Origin of the sequence: Streptomyces sp. NPDC051104 (assembly GCF_040682835.1) — a bacterium.
In the GTDB taxonomy this organism is placed as follows: Bacteria; Actinomycetota; Actinomycetes; order Streptomycetales; family Streptomycetaceae; genus Streptomyces; species Streptomyces cynarae.
Map to the genome: position 1 here is coordinate 1,699 of NZ_JBFBBS010000099.1, position 1,331 is coordinate 3,029.

The following is a 1,331-nucleotide window of genomic DNA, read 5'->3' on the forward strand; positions in this document are numbered from 1 at the left end:
CTACATATGTCAATGACACGACTTCGGCGGTACGCTTGAGCCCCGCTACATTGTCGGCGCGGAATCACTAGACCAGTGAGCTATTACGCACTCTTTCAAGGGTGGCTGCTTCTAAGCCAACCTCCTGGTTGTCTGTGCGACTCCACATCCTTTCCCACTTAGCGTACGCTTAGGGGCCTTAGTCGATGCTCTGGGCTGTTTCCCTCTCGACCATGGAGCTTATCCCCCACAGTCTCACTGCCGCGCTCTCACTTACCGGCATTCGGAGTTTGGCTAAGGTCAGTAACCCGGTAGGGCCCATCGCCTATCCAGTGCTCTACCTCCGGCAAGAAACACACGACGCTGCACCTAAATGCATTTCGGGGAGAACCAGCTATCACGGAGTTTGATTGGCCTTTCACCCCTAACCACAGGTCATCCCCCAGGTTTTCAACCCTGGTGGGTTCGGTCCTCCACGAAGTCTTACCTCCGCTTCAACCTGCCCATGGCTAGATCACTCCGCTTCGGGTCTTGAGCGTGCTACTCCAACGCCCTCTTCGGACTCGCTTTCGCTACGGCTACCCCACACGGGTTAACCTCGCAACACACCGCAAACTCGCAGGCTCATTCTTCAAAAGGCACGCAGTCACGAGATGCAGCAAGCTGCATCCGACGCTCCCACGGCTTGTAGGCACACGGTTTCAGGTACTATTTCACTCCCCTCCCGGGGTACTTTTCACCATTCCCTCACGGTACTATCCGCTATCGGTCACCAGGGAATATTTAGGCTTAGCGGGTGGTCCCGCCAGATTCACACGGGATTTCTCGGGCCCCGTGCTACTTGGGTGTCTCTCAAACGAGCCGCTGACGTTTCGACTACGGGGGTCTTACCCTCTACGCCGGACCTTTCGCATGTCCTTCGCCTACATCAACGGTTTCTGACTCGCCCTACGGCCGGCAGACCGTAGAAGAGAGATCCCACAACCCCCCAAACGCAACCCCTGCCGGGTCTCACACGCCTGAGGTTTAGCCTCATCCAGTTTCGCTCGCCACTACTCCCGGAATCACGGTTGTTTTCTCTTCCTGCGGGTACTGAGATGTTTCACTTCCCCGCGTTCCCTCCACTTGCCCTATGTGTTCAGACAAGGGTGACAGCCCATGACGACTGCCGGGTTTCCCCATTCGGAAACCCCCGGATCAAAGCCTGGTTGACGACTCCCCGGGGACTATCGCGGCCTCCCACGTCCTTCATCGGTTCCTGGTACCAAGGCATCCACCGTGCGCCCTTAAAAACTTGGCCACAGATGCTCGCGTCCACTGTGCAGTTCTCAAACAACGACCAACCACCCGTC

At 57.0% G+C, this 1,331-nt stretch carries 1 rRNA gene (running past one end of the window); it reads right to left on the minus strand.

Annotated features, from left to right (window positions below):
- Positions 1-1,279, minus strand: a 23S ribosomal RNA gene (locus AB0N14_RS39540); it reaches 1,677 nt to the left of the window's first position.
- Positions 1,280-1,331 lie beyond the last annotated feature (52 nt).